The following is a 23,001-nucleotide window of genomic DNA, read 5'->3' as shown; positions in this document are numbered from 1 at the left end:
TAGCGGGTCCGACAGTAAAATAAGCGGGCACGCCCCATCAATTAGCGACTTCATTTTATAAAGCGGTTGAAAATAAAGAAGGTAACATGCTCTTCCAGCCGGATAATGGGTGCGAACTTCGATACAGCTATTATAAGTTTCTCCCACTCTGCGTCCTCCCCACCTAAAAAGCCGCGCAGAAACCTGCGCGGCTCAATAAAGCTTATTTTGTTCCGAATAATCGGTCTCCGGCATCGCCGAGTCCTGGAACGATGTAGCCTTTTTCGTTCAGTTTTTCATCGAGGGAAGCAAGATAAATATCTACTTCCGGGTGTGCTTCCTGCATTGCTTCTACGCCTTCCGGTGCTGCTACGAGGCACATAAGACGAATGTTTTTCGCACCGCGTTTTTTCATTACGTTGATGGCTTCGATCGCAGAGCCGCCAGTGGCAAGCATTGGGTCTACAACGATAAAGTCACGTTCCCCTGTGTCGCTAGGAAGCTTCACGTAATATTCGACCGGCTGCAGTGTTTCCGGATCGCGGTAGAGACCAACATGGCCAATTTTTGCTGCTGGAATTAAATCCATCATCCCGTCCACCATGCCAAGACCTGCTCTGAGGATAGGAACAATTCCCAGCTTTTTACCGGAGATTGTTTTACAGTCAGCTTCTGCGACCGGTGTCTGCACTTTCACATCTTCCAATGGAAGTTCGCGGGTAATTTCAAATGCCATCAGACCTGCGATTTCATTCGTGAGCTCACGAAATTCCTTCGTACCTGTTTTTTCGTTACGCAGGTAAGAAAGTTTGTGCTGAATTAACGGGTGATCAAATACGTATACTTTTCCCACAGAAACCACACTCCTCAAGTTCAATATCCTTTGCGTATTCTACCGAAGTTCTTATCGTAAATCAAGCTGAATATTTCCTGTCTATTCCAAAAAGAGGCGCCGCTCTCCCAATTCGGGAGGGGCGCCTCTGTATAAAAGGATACCAGGCCGTAGACTTCGGCTCCTTCCTTTTTATAGAGATTCGTACATTGGATGAGAACGTGTCAGTTTTGCTACTCGTTCCTTCGCATCTTTTAATACTGTTTCATTTTCTACGTCTTTCAGAACCGCAGCAATAATTTTTCCTACTTCCGTGAGATCTTCTTCTTTAAATCCACGGGAAGTGACTGCTGCTGTTCCGATACGGATCCCGCTTGTGACAAACGGGCTTTCCGGATCAAATGGAATCGCGTTTTTATTTGTAGTAATTCCTACTTCGTCCAGTGCTTTTTCTGCTACTTTACCGGTCAATTCGAGGCTTCGAAGATCGAGCAGCACAAGGTGGTTGTCCGTTCCGCCGGAAACAAGATCAATTCCATTTGACGTCAGCGCTTTTCCGAGCGCTTCCGCATTTTTAATGATCTGCTTGGAGTAAGCTTTAAAGTCTTCCTGCAGTACTTCGCCGAAAGCAACCGCTTTTGCACTGATTACGTGCATAAGAGGCCCGCCCTGCAATCCTGGGAAAATCGCTTTATCGATCTTTTTGCCGTACTCTTCTTTTGTTAAAATCATTCCACCGCGCGGTCCACGGAGCGTTTTGTGCGTTGTGGTAGTAACGAAATCTGCGTAAGGCACCGGGTTTATATGGTCTCCTGCAGCTACAAGTCCTGCAATATGCGCCATGTCAACCATCAGATAGGCATCCACTTCATCTGCGATCTCTTTGAATATTTTAAAATCAATTTCACGCGGATAGGCACTTGCACCGGCAACGATCATTTTCGGCTTGTGCTCTTTTGCCATTTCACGTACTGTTTCATAATTAATGCGGCCAGTTTCTTTTTCCACGCCGTATCCAACGAATTCATACTGCTTTCCGCTGAAATTCACAGGACTTCCGTGTGTCAGGTGGCCGCCGTGATTCAAGTCCATTCCCAGCACCTTGTCTCCCTGCTCCAGGAATGCAAAGTATACAGCCATATTTGCCTGGGCACCGGAGTGCGGCTGTACGTTCACATATTCTGCACCAAAGATTTCCTTCGCGCGGTCACGTGCAATATTTTCCACCGTGTCCACATGCTCACAGCCACCATAGTAACGCTTAGCAGGATAGCCTTCTGCATATTTGTTTGTAAGAACAGAACCCTGTGCTTCCATTACTGCCTGCGACACAAAATTTTCTGATGCAATCAGCTCAATGTTGTCCTGCTGACGCTTCAACTCCAAATCCATTGCTGCAAAAACCTCTGCATCCTGTGCTCTTACGTTACTTAACGTCTGCTTATCAATCGTTGTCATTTTTGTTGGACCCTCCTATGCTCATTCGAAATTGCCTCATATGCACTTCATTTTAACGCTTCCTCTTCGAATAAGCAAAGGAATTTGCACTTGTCTGACAAATGAATGCGCTATCATTACGGTTTTTCTAAAAAATGAGCCTTTTATACGGGGTGTCATGGCAGAAATATTGGTCTAAAGACGTACATTTATTTTACTTCGATTCTCTAACGTTCGGATAACCACCTGGCATTTTCATATTTCCCAGGAAATATTTATGTTTCGAATGATTTTTTCCTGTAAATCATTACTGTGAGAATACAGCTGGCGGCCGCCCATGCTCCTATGATCAGATAGGCTCCTGCCGCTTCTGCCCATCCGCCGCCTGCTGCCAGCTCTCCTGCGAGAATTTCGAGCTGAAAGTTAGGCAGGTATTCGAGCACTGTAAGAAATTCGTATTCTGCAAAGAAACCGGTAAAAATATTTCCCATACCGAAAATAAACATAATCGGAATAATGATTACCGATGCTTCTATCAGCGTGCGGGCGAGCAGTCCCAGCATCGTCCCCAGCAAAAGAAAGAAGATTAAAGCAAGCACCATCGCCCCGTAAAGTATGACTGGCTCTGCCGGAGAGAAATTCATCATTCGTATACACAGGATCAGTGTCACTACCGTCAATCCCGCACTGACGAGACTTTTGCCGATGAGAATTTCTGCCGTATTCGCCGGGGACATCATTAAACCGCGCAGCGTATTCTTTTCTTTTTCTTCCGCAATGAGTGCTCCCTGCACAAAGGAAGCAACCGTCGCAAACGTCAGATTGATTACAAGAAAATGAATTTCCAGCGGGACAACGTCTCCTCTGCCGAACAGTAACGCGAAGAACAAAGGCATCACGGCCGTAGATAATACAAACATATTTTTAGATAAGTCTTTTAAATCTTTTGCAAAAATTGCGTACATTCTTTCTATAGAAAAGCTCATGTTAATTCCCTCCCTGTAATATCCACAAAAATATCACCAAGTGTCGGTTCATTCGTGTACATAGAGGCAATCGCATTCTTCTGCATGAAAGAAGCTACTTCTTCTGCTCCGTCTGCCCCTTTGCTTATTACCCGCGTTTCTCCATTGTAAAGTTCCAGTGTCATCGTATTGTCTGCGTATTCCCTGCGCAGCGCTTTCGGTGCATCCAGAAGTTTCACGGCACCCTTATAAAGGAAAGCGACTCTGTCACACAATGTTTCTGCTTCATGCATATCATGTGTTGTTAAAAAAATCGTCGTTCCTTTTTTCTGGAGCGCCTTCAATCCCTTATGAATATGCTGGGAGTTTACCGGATCCAGCGCGGCCGTCGGCTCATCCAAAAATAACAGCTCGGGTTCATGCAGAAATGTGCGGGCAAGAATAATCCGCTGTGTCATTCCTTTCGAAAGCTTTGATACGGTTTTTTTCTGTTCGTTCTGCATGTTTACCATTTTTAATGCTTCTTCAATTCTCTCTTTTGGCTTCTTTACTCCATAAAGTGTCGCAAACAGTTTCATGTTTTCATATACGGAGAGCCTGCCGTACAAGCCGCTGTTATCCGTCATGACACCAATTTTCTGCAGAAATTCCGGCTTACGTGCGTTTTCCGTATCTGCATTAAAGATTTTCGCCTCTCCATCTGTCGGGCGCAGCTGCCCGGTCAAAATTTGTATCGTCGTAGTTTTTCCTGCACCGCTTGGTCCGAGAAATCCAAATATTTCTCCCTGCTTTACATCAAAATTCATTCCTTCCAGTGCTTTTTCCTTTCCAAAATACTTCGTCAGATTTTTCACAGAAATTATATTCTGCATGTGCTTTCCCTCCTTATGCTTTCTGACTTTATACTAGGAAGAAAAAAGCACAACCGCATTAAATTCAGGATGAAGAGCGCTATTTGGGTGCTGAAAGGAGCTATTTCAGGCCGAGCATTTCTTTTAAATCCTCCATTTTCCCTTTGGAGAGCGGAATTTCAGATTTCTTTTTATCATCCAGCTGCAGGCTGTAGCTGTTTCTTGTCCAGGTAATAACCTCTCTTACTTTTTGCAGGTTAACGATATAGGATCTGTGGCAGCGGAAAAAACCGAAGGACTTCAATTTATTTTCAAGCTCGTTTAAGGTAAACGCGCAAGGAAATGATTCATTTTCAATGAACACATACGACTTGCCTTCACGGCTTTCGATGTAATCAATTTCCGGCGGATCGAAAAGCACCATTTTATCTTCTACTTTTGTCGGGATTTTACTGAACCGGAACGGCTCTTCTTCCACATCGGTTTCTGCTTCTGTTTCAGGTTCCTCTGTCTCTACTTTATGCAGCCCTGTATTTGTGAGCCGATACACTTGATCTGCAAGCGTAATGGCACTTTCCATATTGCTTGTTAAAAGCAGTATCGACTTTTCCTGATTCTTCCATTCTTCTAACGCCAGCCGCAGGATTCTTTTTGACTCAATATCCATATTTTGATCAGGTTCTTCTAGAACGATCACCGCCGGATCCTGAAATAATAATTTCGTCATAAGTACACGTCGCTTCTCTGAGTAAGAGAGCTGCTGGATTTTCGTATGAAGCTTTTCTTCAAGGTGCATGAGCACGGCTGCTTCTTTCTGTGTTTTCGTACTTTGAAACAATCGTTTTAAAAATGTTAAATTTTCTTTTACCGTCATTCGTTCGTAGCAGCCTTCTTCTAATAGAGAAATGCCCAGGGAAGGATGATACTTTTCTTTCGTCTTATGCAGAAGTGTTTCTTCTATATAAATATCTCCACTTCCGGAAACGTCTTTTTTCCCAAGGAGCTGAAGAAGATGTGCTTTAGCATCAATACTCGTGTGCAGCGCCGCAACTTCCCCTTTTGGGATGGTAAGACTGAGTGAAGGTATTACGACTGTGTTTTGATGATGTTTTTCTACATGTTCAAACCGCAGGGACATCGGGTGCCTCCCCTTTCTTTTCCATTGATGGTTTTATCATACACTAATGGCGGAAAAGTTAGTCTGATTCGATGGATTTTTCAGGGAATAAGAAATGCTGTATGTACGTGAAGGGGCGGAGCTGGTGTTTCGTTAATTTTCCTGGGATTACTCCTGTGTGCGGACTGTTTACTCATTTTCAAAAGCAGTATTCTCTCTTCGTTCATCGTTCTAACGGCATTTACTCTCACACAACAGCCAAATATACGAGCTTTGGTTTCAGCTTTAAGCCCTTCTTTTAAAATACCATATAAAAAAACGATCATGACGAAGTATCGTCACAATCGTTTTAGTTTCAATTTTTTTGCTTTACCCCTGAATAAAATGGTTCTTAACGTTAATTTTTCATTTCGTCCACTTTGTCTCTATTTTCTTCCATCCAGTTTGCAGCAAGTTCCTCAAACGGGGTATCGTTTTCTTCATTTTCAAGCATCATTTCTTCCAGATCGCTCACTTCAATACTCCAGTTGGATAGAATTTCATATGCGCGCGGATGTTCTTCCTGAATTCCATCATACGAGATAACGTATACGTTATCAGATTCAAATATCCCTTCTTCATCTTCCAGGAATTTTAAATCAAACTCTGCAAACATGGAGTGCGGCCTCCATCCTGTTACAATGACGGGCTCTTCATTGTTAATGCTCTCCTGCAGCTGGGCAACCATTGCAAATTCACTGGAAGTAGTAAGGCTAAATTCATCATGCAAGTCATATTCGTCCATTACTTCCTCCGATAAAGAAACGATTCCAGCACCCGGGTCAATACTGAACACTTCTCCGCCGTACTCTTCCCCTCTGCCGGTCAGGTCATTAATTGTTTCTTCTTCCACATATTCTGGCACTACCCAGCCAAGCGGTACATCTTCATAGCTTGCGGCTACCTGAATTAAAGATTCTTCATATTCTGCCCATAGTTCTGCTTCTGTATTTGGAAGCCAGGCGTCCATAAAGAAATCGACGTCCTGATTTTCCATTCCTTCAAAGATAACCGGCTGATCCAGCAGGGAAAACTCTACTTCATACCCTTCTTCCTCCAAAATTAATTTTGCAATATTTGAAGGCACCTCGGTACTCGTCCAGTTTGTTAATCCAAACGTAATCGTTTCTCCTTCTTCTACGGCAGTTGGTTCATTATTTTCTGCTGCATTTTCAGCTCCGTTATTTTCCTCTACTTCTGCACTGTTTGAATTGTTTTCCCCACAGGCAGTTAACAGTACTGCAGATGCTGCAGTTAAGATAAACGCAGACTTTTTCATAATATTGCTCCCTTCGGTAAATTAAAGTAACTTTTGAAATTGTTCCCGCATATTTTCCGGAGTGAATGGCAGCGAGTCCGGACGTGGACATTCCCATACTTGTACTGGCTTATCCTGCACCCACTGAATAGCTTTATCTGCGGAAAAAACTTTTAGATTATAAATCCAGTTTGCCATCATCAGAATAGACGCCATATGAGACCCTTCATTTGTAGAACCGCTGATATCCTCCACCAGATTAATTTGATAATTTCTGAAATAGGCATCAAAAGTGGAAGTCATCAGGCATCCATCAGTAACAAACCCTCCGATGAAAATATGCTCGATACCCTGCTCCTGCAGCTGTTCATGCAAGTCCGTTTCATAAAACGCGCTCCATCTGTGTTTGTCTACTACGGGCTCTGCAGAAGCAGGTGCGATTTTATCAATTACTTTATGATTTTCCTGTGCAGTAGAGTAATAGACAGGTTCTCCATTTTCTTTTTTCGGTTCTCCGATGGAAAGGTTTGTCCCGTCAGCCCGATTCAAATGACGTGTGTAAATAATAGGAATGCCGGCCTCTCGAAAAGCTTCAATTAAACGATCGGCATTGTTTACGGCCTGGTCCAGCTGGTCGATGCCGAATTGGCTTTCTTTCTGCATATCTATAAGTACAAGTGCTGTTTTTTGTTTATTTATCATTTTTATCATTTTCCTCCTGCGTAGTTTTCGGAATATATTCAAATATTTCATTTGATTCAAGAGCATTGGCAAGCCTCATAGTCCAGTCAAAGTATTCCATGGAATGATTCATGCTCTTTAAGTCTCTTTCCGCAATTTTTTTCGGCTCTCCTTCTGCTTCCGCAGCCACTTCTTCAAGTACGGGCCTTGCTTGTTCATTTGCTTTCATAATCAGGCTTCTTTCCTGACGTAATTTCTTAATAAAAAAGTTTAAAAAGTTTTTCATGAAATCTTTTTCTGCTATATAGTGATCTTTCCGGTCACCTTTTTTCCAGACTTTAATTACCATTTCTGTTTCCAGCAGTTCACGGAGTCCGTTACTCACACTCGCCTTACTCATCGCAACTTCATCTTTAATGTCGTCCAGATTCAAGGGCTTTTCTGAAAAGTAAAGCACCCCATATATGCGTCCTACTGAAGGCGTTACGCCGTAAATCACCATCGTCTGTGCAAGTGCGCTGATCATTACATCTCTTGCTTCTTCCAGCTCCTGCAAATATTTATCTTCACTCATGGATTTAACCCCTTTCCGTTTGTTTAATAATTATTGTACAAATTAAACAAACTGTATAAATTGTATTTTATATCTACAGCTTGTCTTTGTCAACTTCCTATAAATATTTTTACCTGCCTGGGCCAGCTTACTTTTTTTGTTGTGTTTACTCTCGCATGAAAACTGTTTACTCATTTTCTGCGGCAGTTACTCATTTTAAAGCCGCTATACTCCCGCGCTGAGCAATTACTCTTTTTTCAAACCACTTCACTCATTCTCAAAAGCAGTATTCTCGCTTCATTCATTGTTCCAACGGAATTTACTCTCACGCAAACTTCCACTTGAATTTTCACATCAAAAAAACCGCTGCGGATACACAGCGGTTCTGTTTATTCATATTTTGCCCGGTTGCCGCCGATTAACTTCGGACGGGACCGTGCATAGGTGACGTGTGCTTCTCCAATTTCCTTTACGGAGGTGCGTACCGGGACTGCGACACGTTTTAAGTGCATCCCGATAAACGTGTCCCCGATATCAATACCGGCGTGTGCCGCAACTTCTTCCACGACTACCGGATCCTGCAGCTGCTCGTAAGCGTAGGCAGACATGGAGCCGCCTGCTTCCGGTACCGGCACTACCTGGACGGGTTCGAGATGATACCGATCTGCCGCTTCACGTTCCAGTGTAACGGAACGGTTAATGTGCTCACAGCCCTGAAAAGCGAGATAGACACCGGTTTCTTTCTGAAACTCATCAAATGCACGCCAGAGTGTTTCTGCTGTATCGAGCGTACCGGCTTTCCCAATCTGTTTACCCCGGACTTCGCTCGTACTCGTGCCAATAATAAAGAGATCGCCTGCTTTCAGATTCGCAGCTTCCTGCAGTTCCTTTAACGCCCGGCTGAGATCTTCTTTTATCTGCGTGGTCATTTTTTATCCACCTCTTTCAAACTACCTGTTCTCGTAGCTCATCATCTTATCTACACGACGCTGATGACGTCCGCCTTCAAACTCGGTGGAAAGCCAGATTTTCACGATTTCCTGCGCCATACCCGGTCCGACTACTCTTTCTCCCATTGCCAGCACATTGGTATCATTGTGCTCACGGGTCACTTTTGCAGTAAATAAATCCTGCACAAGTGCGCAGCGGATTCCTTTTACTTTATTCGCGGATATAGACATGCCGATTCCTGTCCCGCAGATAATTACCCCGCGGTCCGCTTCACCGTTTGCCACCATTTCCGCTGCAGGAATGCCGTAGTCTGCATAGTCTACTGAATCTGCCGAGTGATTTCCTACATCCACCACTTCATGACCAAGTTCTTCAATCACTGGTTTGATTTGTGCCTTCAAAGCATAACCTGCGTGATCTGACCCCAGAACAATTTTCATTTTACCTGTCCCCTTTTTCTTTAATTCGTACCTTTTTGGTACCGTTCCATTTTCGCAATCAGTTTCTCAACAGCTTCTTCAATTTCCTGATAGGCAGCTTCATAAATTGAATCATCTCCGCCGAAGGGATCGCGGATATCCAACGAAGGAAGGTCCCACTCCAGACGGTCAATTGCCCGCTGATGCGGCTCGATCTGCTTAAGAAGTTCTTCTTCCAGCTGTTTTTGATTATTAATGGACTGTTCTTCGTTATATTTATCGATCTGCTGCTGATGCTCTGCAACAAAGGAAGCGCGTTTTAGTTCGAGCTGGGCTAAGTGGTGTTTTAATTCCTCTATTTTATCTAAAGTAACAGCATCGTCTAATACATATTCCTTCAATGTATGAACTTGCGCAGCACGATCAGGAAACTGTGAAACGACCGCCTGTTTATGTGCAGTTGTTAAGGTTAAAATAATATCCGCCCAGTTCAGCAGGTCTTCCGTAAGCATTCTTGACTGGTGGCTTTCCATCATTCCATGCCTTGCGACCGCCTGCTTTGAACCTTCAGACATCGGGATGCCATCTATCGCATGCACTCCTGCAGATTTGGCACTCATTCTTTCGTTCGTACGCTTTTTGTTAAAAATTGCTTCCGCCATCGGACTGCGGCATGTATTTCCTGTACATACAAATAACACTCTTTCCATATTTCTTTCACTTCCTTTTCTTGGCTTTATCTACCTTCTACCCTGGAAAAGGAGAGGTCAATCTTGATTCTATTTTATCACATTTTTGAGAAGAAAGAGGTGCCGGTGCTTCTGCAGCTGAAAGTGCAGCCAGCTTCTGTTACTGGGTAAGGATTCTGCCTCCGGCTGCTTTTACAAGCCTGTTCATTACGGCAAATCCGAGTTCATCCGCCGGCACTGCCTGCATCAGGATATGATCGACTTCGCTTTTTTTAAATGTACGAAGTGCACTGTAGAGCTCTCTGGCAGTCGTTTCTATTCGATTATCGGATAGAATATATACAGCGTCAGCCTCCATCGAAGCCAGCGCAGGAAAAAGAATCAGTCCCACTTTTTCTCCGTTCTCCTTATGCTTCCTCACACAGCTGCGGAAAAAATCTTCATCCCCATCCACAAGAGTGAGCGGTGCTTCCGGTGCATAGTGCTTGTATTTCATCCCCGGTGAACGCGGCGCAGCTTCTTCTGTAAGTGACTGGTCCACTTCTACTCGTCCAATCACTGCTTCCAGCTGCGACTGTGTAACGCCACCCGGCCGAAGAATAATGGGCAATTCTCCACTGCAGTCTATCACGGTAGATTCCACCCCGAGCCCCGTCGCTCCTCCATCTACAATTCCAGCAATTCTCCCCTGTAAATCTTCTGCAGTGTGCGCCGCTGTAGTTGGACTTGGTCTTCCGGAGCGGTTTGCACTTGGTGCAGCGATCGGCTCTCCACTTGCTTCTATTAATGCAAGTGCGACAGGATGATCCGGCATCCGCAGTCCCACTGTGGAAAGACCCGCGGTTACTTTTGTGGATAACCTGCCGTTATGCGCTAAAATAATCGTCAGCGCTCCCGGCCAGAACTTTTCCATAAGCTTTTCTGCTTTTTCGGGGACAGATTTTGTGAAGTTATACACATCTTTTTGCTGTGAAATGTGGACAATCAGCGGGTTGTCTGCAGGCCGTCCTTTCGCTGTAAAAATCGAAGTGACAGCTTCGTCAGAACGTGCACTGGCGCCCAGTCCGTAGACTGTTTCTGTAGGAAATGCTACAAGCTTTCCTTCACGGAGAAATGCTGCTGCTTCCTGAATTTCCTTACTTTCTATTAAGTTATCTACAATGTTATCCACAGACCAGTATTTTGTTTGTTGGTAACTCATCATTTATCCACCTCCCTCTTTCATTTAATTTTTTGTTCGTATCTTTTTTCCACATGGACTTTCATATAAACACACTTATCCACAAAAACAGTGGATAACCTCAGCCATTTCTGTGTATAACTTTGTGGAGGACGAAAAAAGTTATCCACCGTACGAACACTTACACTTCTGCGATTACAATTCTTTCTTTCCTGTTAATATCTAAACGCAGCTCTGTGACAGCCTGTGGAAAATTGTTTTTAATCAGTTCCTGGACTGCCTTTCCCTGCCCGTGTCCTATTTCAAAAGCAATTAATCCCGGGCTGTGGATGACTTCCGGCAGCTGTGCTGTTATCCGTTTGTAAATCGTCAGGCCATCTTCCCCGGCAAACAGTGCATTTTCCGGTTCGTGTTCAGTCACGTTTATATTCATATCCGCTTTTTCCGCTTCCGGAATGTAAGGAGGATTCGATACTATGACGTGAAAGGGAGGTTTCCCTAGTAAAGGGGCTAGCGCATCACCTTCATGAAAAGTTACACGCGCTCCTAAAGCTGCAGCATTTTTTTCTGCTGTAACTAATGCTTCTGGAGAAATATCCGTCGCCGTCACTTCGGCTTCTGCTATTTCCAAAGCAAGCGTTGCCGCAATAATTCCGCTTCCTGTGCCGATGTCCGCAATGCGAATTTTTCCTGCTGGAACTTTTTCCAGCACCGCTTCGATTAACTCTTCAGTTTCCGGCCGTGGGATTAACACACTGCTGTTCACTGCGAATGATCTGCCATAAAATATTTCTCTGCCGGTAATATGCTGGACGGGAACTCCGCCTGCTGCAGCTGCAACATCCTTTTGAAACATTTCGAGAACCTCCGGAGTTAACATCGTTCTAAGTTCTGCAAGCAGCCGCGACCGGTTCCACCCTGTGTGATAACCGAGCAGAATATAACCGATTTCTTTTTCATACTCTGCTTTTTCCAAAAAAGAAGAAGCCCATGCGAGGGCTTCATGAACGTACATTTCTTTCTGCATAGGTCTCTCCTTCTATTTGTTCGCGTTGTCCATCATGGTTGACTGTTCTTCCATAATCAGCTGGTCTACAATTTCATCCAGGTTCCCCTGCAGAATTGAATCCAGCTTTTGCAGTGTAAGGCCGATACGGTGGTCCGTTACGCGGCTCTGCGGAAAGTTATACGTGCGGATTCTCTCAGAGCGGTCTCCCGTTCCAACTGCAGACTTCCGGGTTTCATCGTATTCTTTCTGCGCTTCTTTTTGAAATATATCAAAAATCCGGGCGCGAAGTACTTTCATTGCTTTTTCTTTGTTTTTAATCTGGGATTTTTCATCCTGGCAGGATGCCACAACTCCCGTTGGAACATGCGTTAAACGCACTGCAGACATTGTTGTATTTACACTCTGCCCGCCTGGTCCGCTGGAAGTAAACGTATCTACACGGATATCTTTATCATGAATATCGATCTCTACTTCTTCCGCTTCTGCAAGAACGGCCACTGTTGCGGTGGAAGTATGAATGCGCCCGCCGGATTCTGTAGACGGCACCCGCTGCACCCGGTGCGCTCCATTTTCATATTTCATACGGGAATAGGCACCTTTACCGTTAATCATAAAGATAACTTCTTTAAATCCGCCGAGTCCTGTTTCACTCGCTTCAATCACTTCTGTTTTCCATCCGTTCTGATCGGCGTAGCGGCTGTACATGCGGTAGAGATCTCCTGCAAATAATGCAGCTTCGTCCCCGCCTGCAGCACCGCGCACTTCCACGATAACGTTTTTATCATCATTCGGATCCTTTGGAATCAGGAGGATACGGAGCTTTTCTTCCAGTGCAGGAATCTGCTCGGCAAGCTCTTCCATTTCCATTTTCACCATTTCACGCATCTCGCTGTCCAGGCTTTCCCGAAGCATTTCTTTCGCTTCTTCGTGCTGCTGCTTCACATCTTTGTACTTACGGTAAGTTTCCACCGTTTCCTGAATATCGGACTGCTCCTTGGAATATTCCCGGAGCTTCTTATTATCACTAATTACGTCTGGATCCATAAGCAGCTCTGTCAGCTGGTCATATCGATCTTCTACTGATTGCAGGCGATCAAACACCTAACTTCACCTCACCTTAAAATTCGTACCACATACCTCTCACTAGTATAGGCGTATTAGGTTGTAAAATCAATCTCCTTCTCCAGAGGACCGGCCTGTGTTTATCCTGAGTAGGTGCGGGGGTATAGAAGTTATAGAGAATAAGGGAGGTTTTTAAAAATGAAATTCATTATTATCGGCGGGGATGCTGCAGGGATGAGTGCGGCCATGCAGGTGGTACATAAAAGAAAAGATGCGGAGATTACTGTGTTGGAAAGAGGCTCTTTTTATTCGTATGCGCAGTGCGGACTTCCCTATTATCTTGGGGATGTAGTGGAGGAGCAGGAAGACTTGATTGCACGTCCTTTGTCTTCGTTCCGGGATAAAGGGATAGATGCACGCATTCATCATGAAGTAACGCATGTTGATGCGGATAATCAGATTGTCTATGGACGCGTCCTGGATAAAGAGGAAGAATTTTCGCTGGAATATGATACTCTCCTCGTTGCTACCGGGGGAAGCCCGAATAAAATCCCTGTGGATGGCGCAGAGCTGTCCGGTATTCATTATTTAAAAACGATTCCGGATGCAGAAAATATTAAATCCGATTTTGAAGAAGCAGCGCACATTACAATAATCGGCGGCGGTTATATTGGACTGGAAGTAGCAGAAAACTTTATTGAGACCGGAAAAAAGGTACGGATTATTAACCGGACGAACAGCCTGGGAAGTAATTTTGATGAAACTATCAGTAATGAACTGCGGGCGGAAGCAGAGCGCAACGGCGTGGAACTCGTACTGGAGGAGCATGTATCCTCTTTTACGAGCGACGATTCCGGCCGGGTAAATGGCGTAAAAACAAATAAAGGCACTTATGAAACCGACGGAGTGGTTGTGGCGATAGGAATTAAGCCGAATACCGAATTTCTCAGACATACAGATATTCATTATCATTATACAGGCGCTTTGATGGTGGACCCTTATATGCGGACGAATATCTCCAACATTTACGCTGCGGGAGACTGCGCCACGCAGTACCACCGCATCAAAGAGCAGCATGACTATATTCCGCTTGGCACCCATGCGAATAAACAGGGACGGATTGCCGGAGCGAACATTGCCGGGGATAAAAAAACATTCCAGGGGATGCTCGGCACTGCTATCTTAAAATTCTTTAACCTGACTGCCGGGCGGACAGGCATCGGCATGCATGAAGCACGAAGCTGCGGTTTTGATTTCAGCTGCGAAATAATTGAAGCCTCCCCATACGCCGGCTACTTTCCCGGCAGCGATAAGATGAAAATCCAGCTGTTAAAAGATAATAAGAACAACAGGCTGCTGGGAATCCAGGCCGTTGGCACGACCGGCGTTGATAAGCGGATTGATACAGCTTCTGTCATGATTTATAACAAAATGACGGTCGATGAAATCCAAAGCCTCGATATCAGCTACGCTCCCCCGTATAACTCTACGTGGGATCCGATTCAAAAAGGGGCACGGAAGTTTAAATAATTCCAGTAATATTTCCATTCTCACCGCTGAATTAATTTCAGCGGTGTTTTTTGATGGAGTGAGGTTTACTGCGCCGGTTTACTCTCGTGTATGAAGATTTACTCTGCTGTAAACCTCATTTACTCATTTTTAAAAGGGAATACTCAAGCGCCAGTGTGCGTAACTCATTTAAAGGGAGAGGATTTCTGCTTTTTTCATTTTCTCGAGCCTCCACATTTGAAAATCCGCCTGCTGCATTCGTTCTTTTTTGCAGATAATAAAAAAATCCCGCTCGCGGCGGGATTCGGGTTACTGATTATTTCGGGCAAGGTTTACTGCGTGCACATGAGTGGTCTTTGGTTTTCCGGGTACTTCATGGCAATGCCGGCATCTCGGCTCATAGGATTCAGATGCTCCTACGAGGATGATCGGATCGTCATAGGAAGCCGGTTTCCCATCAATTAACCGCTGCGTTCTGCTGGCAGGAGAGCCGCAGGATAAACAGATCGCCTGCAGCTTTGTTACGGACTCTGCGAGGGAGAGCAGGATCGGCATACAGCCAAAAGGTTCTCCTCTGAAATCCTGATCCAGCCCCGCGCAGATCACACGGATATTATCATCGGCCAGTGTCTGCACTACGTTTACGATTTCCGGGTCAAAAAACTGAATTTCATCAATTGCCACAACTTGTGTATCTTTTTCGAGCAGCGTATAGATATCTTCTGCATCTGTCACTGGATATGCATAAACTTTCGAACCGTTGTGAGACACCACTTCTTTTTCACTGTAGCGGTTATCCAGCTGCGGCTTGAATACTTGAATTTTCTGGCGGCCAAAACTGGCACGGCGGACGCGGCGGATCAGTTCTTCGGACTTACCGGAAAACATACTTCCGCAGACTACTTCCAACCAGCCTTCTTTTCGTGTTAGGTGCATGAGGCGACGCTCCTGTTCCGATATATTTTCTGCTTCTCGTTCCTGAATCATGTTTCCTCTATTATGTAATCGTACGCGTGAATTATTTTCCGCGCAACTGTATTTAGTCTCAAAAAAAACAGGCAAGAAAAAATCCTGCCTGTTTCGTCTTCACATTACATACCGTACTTCTTCTTGAACTTGTCTACACGTCCACCAGCATCAGCGAACTTCTGCTTACCAGTGTAGAACGGGTGAGAGTCAGAAGATGTTTCCACGTTAAATAGTGGATACGTGTTTCCGTCTTCCCATTCAATTGTCTGGTCTGTAGTTGCTGTAGAACCGCTCAAAAACGAGAACCCAGTACTAGTATCCTTAAATACCACCGTGCGGTACTCTGGATGAATTCCTTGTTTCATGTCTTTTCAGCTCCTTCCGCCCTGAATCTCTCGAAACAGAGTAAGTCTGTGTTGAATTCATTCACACATAGAAGCAGTATAACAAGGCTGATGCAGGATTGCAACTGATATTTTATAAACAAGCGAGAGTTCATCACGAAAGATTTTTAATAAAGAAGTAATCCTGCTGCTTCACTTACGGAGATGCTTACCCAAGGGCTTGTTCTCGACTAATTTTGGTGAAAAGAAAGCGTGAAGATCCAAGGTTCATCTTGCACTGCAGATGAACTGAAAAGCAGGTGGAGCTAGCCAAGATCTTCACTTGCTTGGATTGGCTGTGCGGAACCCTGCTTATTTCCAAGGGATAACTGAAGGATTTCTCTGCGGCAAGCGCAGAAAAAGGAACCACAGGCGTACCTTTTATATCAACCCCACTCTTTATCAGAGCCAAAGTAAAAAGGAAGCTGTACCTGCTGAGCGTGAAAGCACCTTCAGCGCCTTTCCGGTTCCAGCTACTTTGTGTATCCTCCACGCAGCAATTTTTTATTTAGAACTGCGGCTCTGCTTTCCGCGTTCAAACGACTCGAAAAACTCGTCATTTGTTTTTGTTTCTTTTACTTTTTTCAGGAATTTCTCCATATAATCCGGCTGATCGTTCAATGTACGGCGGATGGCCCAGAGATTTTCAATCTGATTTTTCGGAAGAAGCAGTTCTTCCCGGCGCGTGCTGGAGCGGCGGATGTCGATCGCAGGGAAAATACGGCGTTCTGCCAGCTTGCGGTCCAGATGCAGCTCCATGTTTCCGGTTCCTTTAAATTCTTCGTAAATAACATCATCCATGCGGGATCCTGTTTCTACTAAGGCAGTCGCTAAAATTGTTAGGCTTCCGCCCTCTTCCATATTTCTGGCAGCACCGAAGAAGCGCTTTGGACGGTGGAAGCTCGCTGGATCAATTCCTCCGGAAAGCGTGCGCCCGCTCGGCGGAATAACGAGGTTATACGCTCTTGCAAGCCGCGTAATGCTGTCCATTAATACCACCACGTCTTTTTTCGCTTCTACGAGACGCATCGCACGGTCGAGTACCAGTTCCGCTACCTTAATATGGTTTTCCGGCACTTCATCAAACGTGGAGCTCACTACTTCCCCTTTGATGGAACGTTCCATGTCTGTTACTTCCTCCGGACGTTCATCAATCAGGAGAACAATGATTTCCATGTCAGGATGGTTCGCCGAAATACTATTTGCAATTTCTTTGAGAATCAGCGTTTTTCCGGCTTTAGGAGGAGCTACGATCAAACCACGCTGGCCGAAACCGACCGGGGCGATCATGTCCAGCACCCGGGAAGCCAGCATGTTCGGCTGGTTTTCCAGCGTGATTTTATTATCAGGATACAGCGGTGTCAGCTGCGGGAAGTGCGGACGTTCGCTTGCCTGCTCCGGGTCTTCCCCGTTTACAGCTGCTACCTGGAGCAGTCCGTAATAGCGTTCGTTCTCTTTCGGCTTTCTTACCTTGCCGGATACTTTATCTCCGTTCCGAAGCTTAAAGCGGCGTATCTGCGAAGCTGAAATGTATATGTCCTGAGGACTTGGCTTATATGTATTCGAACGCAGAAAACCAAAGCCTTCTGATTGAATAATTTCCAAAATTCCTTCCATGAACATTAAATCTTCATTTTCTGCCTGTTTTTTAAATATCGCAAAAATCAATTCTTTTTTCGTTAATTGGCTGTAGTAGGAAACTTTGTGCTCTTTCGCAAGCGCATAAAGTTCTTTGAGCTTTAAATGCTCCATCTCTTTAAGTGTTACACCCATATGTGTCACCAGACCTTTTCTTCGTTTTGTTAAATTTGCAGGAAAGTCCATATTATCTTTTACATTGCTTAACGGCTGACAATGCTTTGGACGGTTATTTCTCCGATGCCTCTTTTTCAGTTCTTCCGTTGTTTGTACATACGAATCAGCACTTTTATACAGCATGGCAAAAAGTGAAACTTCATTATAAAATTAATCCGCCTGGGTAATTTATATTGAAAATCGGGAGAAATCCTGAGGGAATTCGAGTAGTTTACGTTGAATCGTTCTCTATCTTAGGCTATTTTTTCAGAAAGCGCAAGTAGGGATAAAGAATGAACAGGGAAGCTGAAAGCCCACCCTGATATTTCCGCTGAACGGAAACAGCATCTCTGGCCACACAATTTTCATTCTGATTTATTTTCGCAGTGGCGCTGGTTTATCGATAAAACGAACAGTACCTGCTATTCCGAAATGACGGAGTGCACAGAGGAAATCCGTTTGCTGCTTATTTGAAAATCTGACGGATTTCAATATGGCCCTTGCCAATACAGAAGCCGGCTCCCGGTATTCGGGAGCCCCGCTTTTATCTTGAAAAACCATATGTGCTGTATTGCTTTCCGGTCAATTTTATTTAGGAGTTTTCAATCTCCTGCTGTTCGGCAGCACTTAATTCTTCCCGCCAGATTACTGCTCCAAGCGCGGTTAATTTTTCTTCCAGGTTGGCGTAGCCGCGGTCTATGTGATGTACATCGGTAATTTCGGTTACTCCTTCTGCCATAAGCCCGGCAGCAACAAGTGCTGCTCCCGCACGCAGGTCTGTGGCTCTTACCCGTGCCCCCTGCAGCTTCGTCTTTCCATAAATCAATGCGGCTCTGCCTTCTACTTTTATATCGGCGCCCATACGGCGGAGTTCATCCGTATGTTTAAAGCGGGCATTATAAATAGTGTCGGTAACCATGCTTGCTCCGTCGGCTTTTGTCAGAAGAGCGGTGACCGGTTGCTGCAGGTCTGTGGCAAATCCTGGATAGACGAGTGTTTTAATATCTATTGGATTTAATACTTTGCTGCTTTGAATGTGAATAGAGTCATCTCCTGCCTCTACGGAGACCCCCATTTCCCTGAGTTTCGAACTGAGTGATTCCAGATGGAGCGGAATTACGTTATCAATCAGGACGCTTTTCCCCATTGCCGCTGCGAAAATCATATATGTTCCCGCTTCAATCCGGTCCGGAATGATAGAGTGCCGGCAGCCGTGCAGCTCCTCTACTCCTTCAATACGAATCACGTTTGTACCTGCTCCTTTGATCCGGGCTCCCATATTTGACAGCAGCGTAGCTACGTCAATTATTTCCGGTTCTTTCGCCGCATTTTCAATAACCGTCTTTCCTTTTGCTTTTACTGCAGCAAGCATAATATTGATCGTTGCGCCTACACTGACTACATCCAGATAAATTCTTGCTCCTACTAGTTCATCTGCCTGCAGATAAAGTGCCCCATGCTCATTTGTAACTTTTGCTCCTAATGCTTCAAATCCTTTAATATGCTGATCTATCGGGCGCGGTCCAAGGTTGCATCCGCCTGGCAGGCCGATCACTGCTTTGTTAAATTTCCCAAGCATTGCCCCCATCATGTAATAAGAGGCACGGAGTTTTTTTACAAGGCCATTCGGCAGAGGCATCGGAATCATATCGGCAGGATTTACCTGCAGGGTTCCTTCGAAAAGCTCTGTTTTTGCTCCTGCTTCCTGCAGCAGCTCTGCTAAAATTCCTACATCGGATATATCGGGCAGGTTCTCAATTGTAACTGTGGAATCTGCCATCATTGCTGCAGGTATGAGTGCAACAGCGCTGTTTTTTGCTCCGCTGACACTAACAGTCCCTTCTAAAGGATGACCGCCTTCAATCATTAATTTATTCATCACTGCTTCCTTTCTTACATAAAAAGTTGAAATATTGGTTTTTCTGCGGGTAATATCTTTTGAGGAAAATACTGGTGGAGCGGCGTTAACCGGCGATTTATTTATATTACATAATGGCTTTTATTTATGCGCCTGGCTTTTCTGCCAGTCACTGAGAAATTTCTCCAGCCCAATATCCGTAAGCGGGTGCTTGGCCAGCTGCTCCAGCACTTTCCAGGGAACTGTTGCTATATGTGCTCCCTGCAGCGCAGAATCAGTTACATGCTGCGGATGGCGGATGGAAGCCGAAATAATTTGTGTATCTATTTCATGAATCTCAAACATTTCTGCAATCGTGCCGATTAATTCGATGCCGTTGTGACCAATATCATCCAGTCTTCCGATAAAAGGGGAAACATATGCCGCTCCTGCTCTTGCAGCAAGCAGTGCCTGGTTTGCAGAAAAAATGAGGGTCACGTTTGTCTTAATTCCTGCTTCGCTGAACGTCCGTACAGCTTTCAACCCTTCCAGCCCCATCGGCACTTTTACAGTGATGTTCGGAGCGATGGCAGCAAGTGCTTTTCCTTCTTCAATCATTCCCTGCGCATCCGTCGCTACCACTTCTGCACTGACGGATTCATTCACAAAACTGGTGATTTCGCGAAGTCGTTCATGGAAGTCGGCTCCCTCTTTTGCTACGAGAGAAGGGTTTGTCGTAACCCCTGCCAAAATACCGAGCTCCTGCGCCTGTTTAATTTCCTTCACATTTGCTGAGTCAATAAAAAATTTCATTGATCTTCACCCTCCCAGGTCCGTGAATGAATTATCATTATAGCTTTAAAGACTTTATCCACACGGATGTTATGGTTATGAGAACGCTTTCTCTATGGATGAAAGAGAAGGAGTCGGCGAATCGCCGACCTCCTTTTTATCTCTTTTTATTTTGCTTGGCCGGACGAACCGAACTCACGCATTTTACCAATCACTGTTTCCTTGATTGCTTCACGAGCAGGTCCAAGGTATTTACGCGGGTCGATCATATCAGGGTTTGCATCCAGTACTTCACGCACTTTCGCAGCAGAAGTAATCTGGTTTTCTGTGTTTACGTTGATTTTAGCAGTTCCGAAAGAAATTGCTTTCTTAATGTCTTTTGTCGGAATGCCTGTACCACCGTGAAGAACAAGTGGAACATCTGTCATTTTTGAAATAGTTTCCATACGGTCGAAACCGAGGTTTGGTTCACCTTTATAAGGACCGTGAACAGAACCAAGTGCAGGTGCAAAGCAGTCTACATTTGTTTCACGGATTAATTCATCACACTCTTCAGGAATTGCATAAGCAGCTTCTGCGTCGTCTACGATGATGTCGTCTTCCTGGCCACCGATACGTCCGAGCTCCGCCTCTACAGATACACCGCAGAGATGCGCTACTTCCACTACTTTTTTCGTTAGTGCAATATTTTCTTTCAGTGGATGATGAGAGCCATCGATCATTACAGAAGTAAATCCTGCATAGATAGCTTCTACACACTTTTCAAAGCTTGAACCGTGGTCAAGGTGAATTGCTACAGGAACTGTAGTTCCATAGCTTTCCATTAAACCTTTTACGATAGAGACTACAGATTTGAAGCCGCCCATGTATTTCGCTGCACCTTCAGATACACCGAGAATTACTGGAGACTTTTCTTCTTCTGCTGCCTGAAGAATTGCCTGTGTAAACTCAAGGTTGTTCAGGTTAAATTGTCCAACTCCGTAAGAATTGGCTTTTGCTGATTCCAACATTTCTTTCATGGATACTAATGGCATGTGCTAAAATCCTCCTTCTGATTGTCACGAACAAAAATTAGTTCTCCTGATGCATCCTCACACAAAAAACATACAAACGCCGATGATGTTTTGGTCATCACGCGTCCGTTTGTATGATTCGGACGTTTGCGAGCATACAATTCAAGTGAACTCACCAATCCATTATAGCATATTAGACAAGGTTTTCGCGGTGAATCAGAAGATAATTTTTAAGGCAGCGCTTACATCTTTGCTTTTTCATCAAAAAAACTGCGTACGCGGTGCCGCACGCTGTCAATATCGAATGGTTTAGAAAAATGTTCCATCGCACCAAGACTTTTTGCTTCCTGAATCAGTTCCATTTCTCCGTAGGCGGTCATTAAAAATACGTCGGTCTGAATATTCCGGTGCCGCATTTCCCGGAGAATTTCTATTCCATCCATTCCTGGAATTTTCATGTCAAGCAGCACCAGATCGGGTTCTTCCGATTCAAGCAGATCCAGCGCCTTCTGCCCATTTGCCGCATCAAATGTAGTGTAGCCGTCCTGTGTGAATACCTCCGTCAGCAGCACTCGTATACCAAACTGGTCATCTACCACCAGTAATTTTTCGCTCATCTTTTTCGTCCCTCTCCTCTCAATTTCCCGAATTTTACAATTACCTATTGTTACCATAATAAATGAAGTGAGTTAGAAAATACAACCTTTTCCGTTCGACATCTTCCGTGCTATCCTGCGGGACTTCCTGTTATCATGAAAGCAGATTAATCGTAAAGGAGTGTATGTATGCTTAAAATGTTTGAAACGCAGCTTTCCGGCCTGCTGCGCAAGCTCGAGGACCAGGAAATGATGATTGAGGACAGTGCAAGAATGACGGCGCAGACGATTATCAGTGATGGTAATATGTATATCGCTGCCTCTCCAGATCTGGGTGGTATTGTTTCCCAGTCTGTCCATGGCGCAGATCCTATTCCTGGCTGTAACCGGCTGGAAGTAAAAGATGAACTGACATCTATTGATACAGTCTGGCTGTTTACTTCTTCCGTGGAGGGAATTAAGGCGGAGTGGACACAGGCTGCAGATGCCGGCGCGACGGTGGTGCTTGTCATTCCTGAAGCACCAGAGGACACTGGAGAAGCATTTGTCATTGAAACGAAGGTAACGCGCCCCCTATTACCTACGGAATCCGGCGGACGGATTGGCGAACCCCACCTTCTCGTTTCGCTGCACGTGTATTATGCGCTTTATTTTCAGCTGCTGGAAATGCTGGAGGAGCATGAAGATTAAATGTATCGCATTAAGGAACGGCTGCTTCGGAATTCTTCCGGAGCAGCTTTTTATGATGGCTGATGTCAGTAGGGAGAGGCTGGATGTTAGTACAGCGGGTTCGGAGTAAAATATAGGTGGTTTTTATGTCAGTATAGCCGGTTCGGAGTAAAGTATAGCCCATTTTCATGTCAGCATAGCCGGTTCGGAGTAAAATAGCGGGTCTGACAGTAAATTAAGCAGGCAAAGGGATCCAGTTAGCTTCCTTTATTTTAACTTTTTATGTGGAGAACGGTTTTGAATAGAGCAGCTCATATGCTTTTACAGGTAGTGGACGTGAGGAAAACACCGCAAAAGCGGGAAGTCAGCATAGCTCGATTTTATGTCAGTATAGCTGATTTGGATGTTAGTATAGCC

The 23,001-nt window shown here is 44.8% G+C and carries 23 protein-coding genes; 2 read left to right on the top strand and 21 right to left on the bottom strand.

Going from position 1 to position 23,001, the window contains the following annotated elements:
- Positions 1-202: 202 nt before the first annotated feature.
- The 14 genes from upp to prfA all read right to left on the bottom strand — a co-directional run bounded on the left by upp (position 203) and on the right by prfA (position 13,061).
- Entirely contained in the window at positions 203-832 is a 630-nt protein-coding gene (gene upp, locus BLP92_RS16865) for a uracil phosphoribosyltransferase (protein WP_090844288.1), read from the bottom strand.
- Between the two features lie 171 nt (positions 833-1,003).
- A complete protein-coding gene (locus BLP92_RS16860) occupies positions 1,004-2,269 on the bottom strand; it encodes a serine hydroxymethyltransferase (protein ID WP_090844285.1) in 1,266 nt (421 codons plus the stop codon).
- Between the two features lie 254 nt (positions 2,270-2,523).
- The gene (locus BLP92_RS16855) at positions 2,524-3,234 is read right to left on the bottom strand and encodes an ABC transporter permease (RefSeq protein WP_090844282.1); all 711 of its coding nucleotides are present in this window, start codon (positions 3,232-3,234) and stop codon (positions 2,524-2,526) included.
- On the bottom strand, positions 3,231-4,085 hold the full coding sequence (locus BLP92_RS16850) for an ABC transporter ATP-binding protein (protein WP_090844279.1): 855 nt from the start codon (positions 4,083-4,085) through the stop codon (positions 3,231-3,233). Before BLP92_RS16850 ends, BLP92_RS16855 begins: the two co-directional genes overlap by 4 nt.
- A 100-nt stretch (positions 4,086-4,185) precedes the next feature.
- Positions 4,186-5,202, bottom strand: a complete 1,017-nt coding sequence (locus BLP92_RS16845) for a LytTR family transcriptional regulator DNA-binding domain-containing protein (protein ID WP_090844277.1) — start codon at positions 5,200-5,202, stop codon at positions 4,186-4,188.
- Positions 5,203-5,578: 376 nt separating this feature from the next.
- Positions 5,579-6,499, bottom strand: a complete 921-nt coding sequence (locus BLP92_RS16840) for a glycine betaine ABC transporter substrate-binding protein (protein ID WP_090844274.1) — start codon at positions 6,497-6,499, stop codon at positions 5,579-5,581.
- A 21-nt stretch (positions 6,500-6,520) separates the two neighbouring features.
- Entirely contained in the window at positions 6,521-7,189 is a 669-nt protein-coding gene (locus BLP92_RS16835; RefSeq protein WP_244516919.1) for a cysteine hydrolase family protein, read from the bottom strand.
- Positions 7,170-7,733, bottom strand: coding sequence for a GbsR/MarR family transcriptional regulator (locus BLP92_RS16830; RefSeq protein WP_090844271.1), 564 nt, complete (start codon positions 7,731-7,733; stop codon positions 7,170-7,172). The genes BLP92_RS16835 and BLP92_RS16830 overlap by 20 nt, the downstream gene beginning before the upstream one ends.
- 368 nt (positions 7,734-8,101) lie before the next feature.
- The gene (locus tag BLP92_RS16825; RefSeq protein ID WP_090844268.1) at positions 8,102-8,641 is read right to left on the bottom strand and encodes a TIGR01440 family protein; all 540 of its coding nucleotides are present in this window, start codon (positions 8,639-8,641) and stop codon (positions 8,102-8,104) included.
- Between the two features lie 21 nt (positions 8,642-8,662).
- Positions 8,663-9,103 (bottom strand): ribose 5-phosphate isomerase B, encoded by a 441-nt coding sequence (gene rpiB / locus BLP92_RS16820; protein ID WP_090844265.1) that lies wholly within the window; start codon positions 9,101-9,103, stop codon positions 8,663-8,665.
- A gap of 20 nt (positions 9,104-9,123) precedes the next feature.
- Positions 9,124-9,792, bottom strand: a complete 669-nt coding sequence (locus tag BLP92_RS16815; RefSeq protein ID WP_090844262.1) for a low molecular weight protein arginine phosphatase — start codon at positions 9,790-9,792, stop codon at positions 9,124-9,126.
- Between the two features lie 139 nt (positions 9,793-9,931).
- Positions 9,932-10,972, bottom strand: coding sequence for an L-threonylcarbamoyladenylate synthase (locus BLP92_RS16810; protein ID WP_090844299.1), 1,041 nt, complete (start codon positions 10,970-10,972; stop codon positions 9,932-9,934).
- 160 nt (positions 10,973-11,132) lie between these two features.
- Positions 11,133-11,978, bottom strand: coding sequence for a peptide chain release factor N(5)-glutamine methyltransferase (prmC, locus tag BLP92_RS16805; protein ID WP_244516917.1), 846 nt, complete (start codon positions 11,976-11,978; stop codon positions 11,133-11,135).
- Between the two features lie 12 nt (positions 11,979-11,990).
- The gene (prfA, locus tag BLP92_RS16800; protein WP_090844259.1) at positions 11,991-13,061 is read right to left on the bottom strand and encodes a peptide chain release factor 1; all 1,071 of its coding nucleotides are present in this window, start codon (positions 13,059-13,061) and stop codon (positions 11,991-11,993) included.
- A 159-nt stretch (positions 13,062-13,220) separates the two neighbouring features.
- On the opposite strand from prfA, the gene BLP92_RS16795 reads away from it, so the two are divergent.
- On the top strand, positions 13,221-14,552 hold the full coding sequence (locus BLP92_RS16795) for an FAD-dependent oxidoreductase (protein WP_090844256.1): 1,332 nt from the start codon (positions 13,221-13,223) through the stop codon (positions 14,550-14,552).
- A 288-nt stretch (positions 14,553-14,840) separates the two neighbouring features.
- Here BLP92_RS16795 and BLP92_RS16790 read toward each other — a convergent pair whose 3' ends face one another.
- The 7 genes from BLP92_RS16790 to BLP92_RS16760 form a co-directional block, all read right to left on the bottom strand.
- Entirely contained in the window at positions 14,841-15,467 is a 627-nt protein-coding gene (locus tag BLP92_RS16790; protein ID WP_090844294.1) for a thymidine kinase, read from the bottom strand.
- A 155-nt stretch (positions 15,468-15,622) separates the two neighbouring features.
- Positions 15,623-15,865 carry a type B 50S ribosomal protein L31 gene (locus tag BLP92_RS16785; RefSeq protein WP_090844253.1) on the bottom strand — a complete coding sequence of 81 codons (243 nt, stop codon included), beginning with the start codon at positions 15,863-15,865 and terminating at the stop codon, positions 15,623-15,625.
- Positions 15,866-16,387: 522 nt separating this feature from the next.
- Positions 16,388-17,656 (bottom strand): transcription termination factor Rho, encoded by a 1,269-nt coding sequence (rho, locus tag BLP92_RS16780; protein WP_090844291.1) that lies wholly within the window; start codon positions 17,654-17,656, stop codon positions 16,388-16,390.
- 613 nt (positions 17,657-18,269) lie between these two features.
- Positions 18,270-19,556: a UDP-N-acetylglucosamine 1-carboxyvinyltransferase gene (locus BLP92_RS16775; protein ID WP_090844250.1), complete on the bottom strand. Its 1,287-nt coding sequence runs from the start codon at positions 19,554-19,556 to the stop codon at positions 18,270-18,272.
- Positions 19,557-19,676: 120 nt separating this feature from the next.
- The gene (gene fsa / locus BLP92_RS16770; protein WP_090844247.1) at positions 19,677-20,327 is read right to left on the bottom strand and encodes a fructose-6-phosphate aldolase; all 651 of its coding nucleotides are present in this window, start codon (positions 20,325-20,327) and stop codon (positions 19,677-19,679) included.
- A 146-nt stretch (positions 20,328-20,473) separates the two neighbouring features.
- The gene (gene fba, locus BLP92_RS16765; RefSeq protein WP_090844244.1) at positions 20,474-21,340 is read right to left on the bottom strand and encodes a class II fructose-1,6-bisphosphate aldolase; all 867 of its coding nucleotides are present in this window, start codon (positions 21,338-21,340) and stop codon (positions 20,474-20,476) included.
- A gap of 221 nt (positions 21,341-21,561) precedes the next feature.
- Entirely contained in the window at positions 21,562-21,936 is a 375-nt protein-coding gene (locus BLP92_RS16760) for a response regulator (RefSeq protein ID WP_090844241.1), read from the bottom strand.
- A 168-nt stretch (positions 21,937-22,104) separates the two neighbouring features.
- On the opposite strand from BLP92_RS16760, the gene BLP92_RS16755 reads away from it, so the two are divergent.
- Positions 22,105-22,605, top strand: a complete 501-nt coding sequence (locus tag BLP92_RS16755; protein WP_090844238.1) for a DUF2529 family protein — start codon at positions 22,105-22,107, stop codon at positions 22,603-22,605.
- Positions 22,606-23,001: the final 396 nt, after the last annotated feature.

Source organism: Alkalicoccus daliensis, from assembly GCF_900103955.1.
Taxonomy (GTDB): Bacteria; Bacillota; Bacilli; order Bacillales; family Salisediminibacteriaceae; genus Alkalicoccus; species Alkalicoccus daliensis.
The sequence above is the reverse complement of the archived record's forward strand: the minus strand, read 5'-3'. Positions and strand labels throughout refer to the sequence as shown.

Excerpts from the sequence above, each read along its gene's own strand:
- BLP92_RS16860 (WP_090844285.1), bottom strand. The coding sequence starts at position 2,269 with ATGACAACGATTGATAAGCAGACGTTAAGTAACGTAAGAGCACAGGAT.
- BLP92_RS16755 (WP_090844238.1), top strand. The coding sequence starts at position 22,105 with ATGCTTAAAATGTTTGAAACGCAGCTTTCCGGCCTGCTGCGCAAGCTC.
- BLP92_RS16810 (WP_090844299.1), bottom strand. The coding sequence starts at position 10,972 with ATGAGTTACCAACAAACAAAATACTGGTCTGTGGATAACATTGTAGAT.
- fba (WP_090844244.1), bottom strand. The coding sequence starts at position 21,340 with ATGCCATTAGTATCCATGAAAGAAATGTTGGAATCAGCAAAAGCCAAT.
- rho (WP_090844291.1), bottom strand. The coding sequence starts at position 17,656 with ATGGGTGTAACACTTAAAGAGATGGAGCATTTAAAGCTCAAAGAACTT.
- BLP92_RS16795 (WP_090844256.1), top strand. The coding sequence starts at position 13,221 with ATGAAATTCATTATTATCGGCGGGGATGCTGCAGGGATGAGTGCGGCC.
- prmC (WP_244516917.1), bottom strand. The coding sequence starts at position 11,978 with ATGCAGAAAGAAATGTACGTTCATGAAGCCCTCGCATGGGCTTCTTCT.
- BLP92_RS16850 (WP_090844279.1), bottom strand. The coding sequence starts at position 4,085 with ATGCAGAATATAATTTCTGTGAAAAATCTGACGAAGTATTTTGGAAAG.
- BLP92_RS16760 (WP_090844241.1), bottom strand. The coding sequence starts at position 21,936 with ATGAGCGAAAAATTACTGGTGGTAGATGACCAGTTTGGTATACGAGTG.
- BLP92_RS16825 (WP_090844268.1), bottom strand. The coding sequence starts at position 8,641 with ATGACCACGCAGATAAAAGAAGATCTCAGCCGGGCGTTAAAGGAACTG.
- BLP92_RS16775 (WP_090844250.1), bottom strand. The coding sequence starts at position 19,556 with ATGAATAAATTAATGATTGAAGGCGGTCATCCTTTAGAAGGGACTGTT.
- BLP92_RS16840 (WP_090844274.1), bottom strand. The coding sequence starts at position 6,499 with ATGAAAAAGTCTGCGTTTATCTTAACTGCAGCATCTGCAGTACTGTTA.
- fsa (WP_090844247.1), bottom strand. The coding sequence starts at position 20,327 with ATGAAATTTTTTATTGACTCAGCAAATGTGAAGGAAATTAAACAGGCG.
- BLP92_RS16790 (WP_090844294.1), bottom strand. The coding sequence starts at position 15,467 with ATGCACCTAACACGAAAAGAAGGCTGGTTGGAAGTAGTCTGCGGAAGT.
- BLP92_RS16830 (WP_090844271.1), bottom strand. The coding sequence starts at position 7,733 with ATGAGTGAAGATAAATATTTGCAGGAGCTGGAAGAAGCAAGAGATGTA.
- BLP92_RS16835 (WP_244516919.1), bottom strand. The coding sequence starts at position 7,189 with ATGATAAAAATGATAAATAAACAAAAAACAGCACTTGTACTTATAGAT.
- BLP92_RS16815 (WP_090844262.1), bottom strand. The coding sequence starts at position 9,792 with ATGGAAAGAGTGTTATTTGTATGTACAGGAAATACATGCCGCAGTCCG.
- BLP92_RS16785 (WP_090844253.1), bottom strand. The coding sequence starts at position 15,865 with ATGAAACAAGGAATTCATCCAGAGTACCGCACGGTGGTATTTAAGGAT.
- BLP92_RS16845 (WP_090844277.1), bottom strand. The coding sequence starts at position 5,202 with ATGTCCCTGCGGTTTGAACATGTAGAAAAACATCATCAAAACACAGTC.
- BLP92_RS16855 (WP_090844282.1), bottom strand. The coding sequence starts at position 3,234 with ATGAGCTTTTCTATAGAAAGAATGTACGCAATTTTTGCAAAAGATTTA.
- rpiB (WP_090844265.1), bottom strand. The coding sequence starts at position 9,103 with ATGAAAATTGTTCTGGGGTCAGATCACGCAGGTTATGCTTTGAAGGCA.